The 3,656-nt window shown below is 39.6% G+C and carries 3 protein-coding genes and 2 pseudogenes; 4 read left to right on the forward strand and 1 reads right to left on the reverse strand.

What is annotated here, in order from left to right:
• The 3 genes and pseudogenes from H6G97_RS47540 to H6G97_RS47550 form a co-directional block, all read left to right on the forward strand.
• Window positions 1-483 (forward strand): annotated as a pseudogene (locus H6G97_RS47540) (ISNCY family transposase); the annotation flags it as partial.
• 14 nt (window positions 484-497) lie between these two features.
• Window positions 498-1,064: a hypothetical protein gene (locus tag H6G97_RS47545; protein ID WP_190947311.1), complete on the forward strand. Its 567-nt coding sequence runs from the start codon at window positions 498-500 to the stop codon at window positions 1,062-1,064.
• Between the two features lie 18 nt (window positions 1,065-1,082).
• A pseudogene (locus tag H6G97_RS47550) lies at window positions 1,083-1,811 on the forward strand (IS4 family transposase); the annotation flags it as partial.
• Between the two features lie 9 nt (window positions 1,812-1,820).
• Here the strand turns inward: H6G97_RS47550 and H6G97_RS47555 are convergent.
• Window positions 1,821-1,994: a hypothetical protein gene (locus tag H6G97_RS47555; RefSeq protein WP_199350149.1), complete on the reverse strand. Its 174-nt coding sequence runs from the start codon at window positions 1,992-1,994 to the stop codon at window positions 1,821-1,823.
• A gap of 916 nt (window positions 1,995-2,910) precedes the next feature.
• Between H6G97_RS47555 and H6G97_RS47560 the strand changes: the two genes are divergently transcribed.
• Complete coding sequence (locus tag H6G97_RS47560; RefSeq protein ID WP_190947312.1) at window positions 2,911-3,507, forward strand: CAP domain-containing protein; 597 nt, start codon at window positions 2,911-2,913, stop codon at window positions 3,505-3,507.
• Window positions 3,508-3,656 lie beyond the last annotated feature (149 nt).

Consider the following 3,656-nt stretch of genomic DNA (forward strand, 5'->3'; position numbering starts at 1 on the left):
GATTGCTTATCAGGAGAAATCTTACTAGCTAAAACCTTATTATCATCAAGAAATGAAGATTTAGTGGCGTTATTATTAGAAGTAACTAATACTTTGGATGTACCAATTGATGGCGTTGTTAGTGATGGACAACAATCAATTCGCAAAGCTGTTAGGTTAGCATTACCTAGTATTGCTCATGGTTTGTGTCATTATCATTACCTGAAGGAAGCTATTATTCCCATATATGAGGCGGATCGACATGCAAAAAAGGAATTAAAAAAAAAGGTTAGAGGACTACGAGACATTGAACGTAGTCTTGTCAATGAAGATAAGGATTTGGCGACTATTATTGAAGATTATTGCTCGGCAGTGCGTAGTTCTATAACCAATGATGGTCATCCACCATTAGAGGCATCTGGGTTAAAGTTACAAGAAAATTTGACGCTAATAGAGCAAAGTTTAGAACGGATGGAAAAAAAAGTGCTTTACCACCACCTTTAGTCAAGCTAAAACACTTGATAGCTAAGGGGTTATCTGCGACTGCATCTTTATTTTCACCTGTTATAGTTGCATATCACTGGGTTGATAAAGCTAGTAATATTCTCAATAATAAAGTAGGTCTTGATGCTGCTGGAGTTAAACAAAGTTATCAGGAACTATTAACAGAAATGTGCCAACAAAAGCAGAAAGCTGGTACACTTAGTAGCGCAATCGATAACTTTATAAAAACCACTCATAACTACTGGTCTGGATTTTTTCATTGTTATGAAATTGAAGATTTTCCCAGAACTAATAATGACTTAGAACATGCTTTTGGTATGCTACGTCATCATCAACGTCGTTGTACTGTCCGTAAAGTTGCCCCCTCATCCCTCGTTATTCGTGGTTCTGTCAAACTTGCCTGTGCAATCGCTACTAAACTTCATTCTTTTACCGCATCTGATTTAGCACAAGTTGATATTCATACTTGGCTCGAATTACGCTCTCAACTGAAAAAACACCATAAAGCCAGAATTGAACAATATCGATTTCGCAGAGATCCCAAGGGTTACTTGGCTAATTTAGAGAGTCGTCTTCTCTAGTAAGTTTTACCACACTAGGGAATTCTTGTTCGTGCGGCTCATAACCGCAGTTTAGATTCTAATAGTGAACGTCTTTGGTCGAAGCTAGAAGCACAACCCATTAGTTTTGAACAACAAATCGAATTACCACCAACTCAAAAGCGTCCTGCTCGCCAAACCAAACTGGCCATCAGATTTTGTCAAGTTAATCTCCGTACTCCTTACCGTTTTGATAACCGTGACCCACAACAGGTCTACGCTGTTTATGCCACTGAAATTGATTGTCCAGACGGTGAATCACCTGTGGAATGGATGTTGTTAACAACGGAAGTTATTGCAGATATTCAGGCAGCTTCGATGATTTTACGCTGGTATACGTATCGTTGGCGCATCGAAGAATACCACAAAATTTTTAAATCGGGCTGTCAGGTTGAACGGTACAGACTTGCTGCTGATGGTATGAAAGCTTTAGTCGGTTTCTTGAGCGTAATTGCTGTAGAACTGTTGCAATTGACTTATCTACATCGTACTCAGCCAACAGCCACCGCTATTGAAATCCTCAATCCCCTTCAGATTCAGGTTTTAAAAGCAAAATCGCCAAAACTACCTAAAGTGTTAACAGTTAGTTGGGCTGTGCAAGTGATCGCTCGTTTAGGGGGTTACTTAGAACATCGACATAAAACTCCTATTGGTATCCAGGTACTGTGGCGAGGCTGGTTAAAATTGTACGACCTTTGTCAAGGCTGGCAGCTTGCAAAACAGACTTAACAGGAAAAGTCAGAATCCTACACAAGTTATCCCTGTTCGTTTTTCTGCCAATCCTACCTCTATATTTTGTCTACCCCAGCCAAATGCCGTTTCTGCCTGCCTTGCGCTTCCCTGGCAATATTTCAATGTCATCTGTGCCTGAAAACTCCGACGTTCCACTCCATTCATTTTCGATGCTGCCAACCGCAAGTCTTCTATTTGCGATGCTGTTAATCATTTGGCTGCGCCTGCTGTGGCTAACGTATCCAAATACTTACTCCTGTTTGTTTTGCATCAAGGCTACATTCTACCTCTATTGGTAAATTCTTTCCTAGAAATCACTTAACCCCCATTTCTGACTCAACGCAATGTGTTTCTTGAGAGTTTACGCAAAGTGTTTCTTCAGAGAGGGATATTCACTATACCGTCCGCTACACGCAAATGTCTCCGTAGAGGTTTTAATTTTTTGGACGGATTAAATATGGCTAAAACTTCCTCTGGATAAGATTTTCAACCGACATGGCGGAACTTTTCATGAATCATTAGAATACCTCTGGTAGAAGTGCGCTCGCTTAGTGGTACGATCAATGTTTACAAGTGAGATGACCAGTTACGACTCTAAGAATGGGATTGTTAGTGTGTCCACCGAGCAAGGGAACCGAGATGCATCTTTCTGTGAGGCGTTTCTAATTAGGTGATTACAAGTGCTGGATAAGTTGGCGCAAGCAAATGGGGAACATGAGGCAAAATTTTAGTTGTCTTTGTAAGCGTGATCACAGGAACTTAAGACTATTCCTTGGCAACTTTACTGAGTATCTTAACTAATCTATAGATACGTATAGCCAATTAGTTCGGAAGTGTTATAAAAGACTTAGTTTTTAAGGATTTTATGGGAGTTAAACAGATATATTACCTAATAAAAAACGGATGGGTAAAAGGCAATAAGGTTCGGTTAACAAAATTATCTGTTGAGGCAAGCAGGGGAAGCGGGGGGACAAGAGAAGCAGGGAAAGAAAAATTGCTTAACAATAACTCTTTTTCCTCCCCTGCCTCTAAAGCTTATCCAAACCGTATTGGGGTAAAAGGTTTTTATAAAAATGAGAAAGGAGAGTTTGTTGCCATGCCTGAAGTGCCAAACGGCGCAGTAAAGACTATTAGTTCTGTTCATAGTGAAATAAATTCAGTTTTTGGCATCACTTTAAGTGCGCTTGTCCTTGCTTGTGGGTTAACAATTGTTCCGATACCAAATCATCCTTCTACGAATACATCCATCCGTAATAAGCTGTTGTCGCTTTTTTCCAGTCAGGTTGCAATATCGACTCCTACTTTTAAAACTACGGAACTAGAAAAATCCGTTTTTGAAGAAATTAATCGATATCGGGCTTCTAAAGGACTACCAAAGTTGACCATAAATGCAAATATCACTCGACAGGCAAGAATTCATAGCCAGAATATGGCTAAAGGTAAAACCCCATTTAGCCATCAGGGATTTGAACAGCGAGTCAAAGCTATCCCTCTCCACTACAATAGTGTGGCGGAAAATGTTGCTTTCAATTGGGGCTATAGTAACCCTGTAGAGGAAGCTGTTATTGGTTGGATTAAAAGTCCCGGACATCTAAAGAACCTTAAAGGAAATTATAACCTTACTGGAATTGGCGTTGCTACTAATAATCAAGGTGAAGTTTACCTTACACAGCTTTTCTTTCGCACTAGATAGATTTAATTTTTGATTGTTTTGCACAATAGATATAGGAATCATATTTGATTTCTGAAAAAGGCTATGAGATAATACGGAGGTGTATATCTGTCTAACAGCGAACAATGATAAACCAGCATTTACAAGCGGCGATCGCAGAACTACAAGAA

The sequence above is a fragment of the Nostoc flagelliforme FACHB-838 genome (assembly GCF_014698065.1).
GTDB lineage: Bacteria > Cyanobacteriota > Cyanobacteriia > Cyanobacteriales > Nostocaceae > Nostoc > Nostoc flagelliforme_B.

Coding starts and splice junctions, on each gene's coding strand:
- H6G97_RS47560 (WP_190947312.1), top strand. CDS start 2,911: ATGCCTGAAGTGCCAAACGGCGCAGTAAAGACTATTAGTTCTGTTCAT.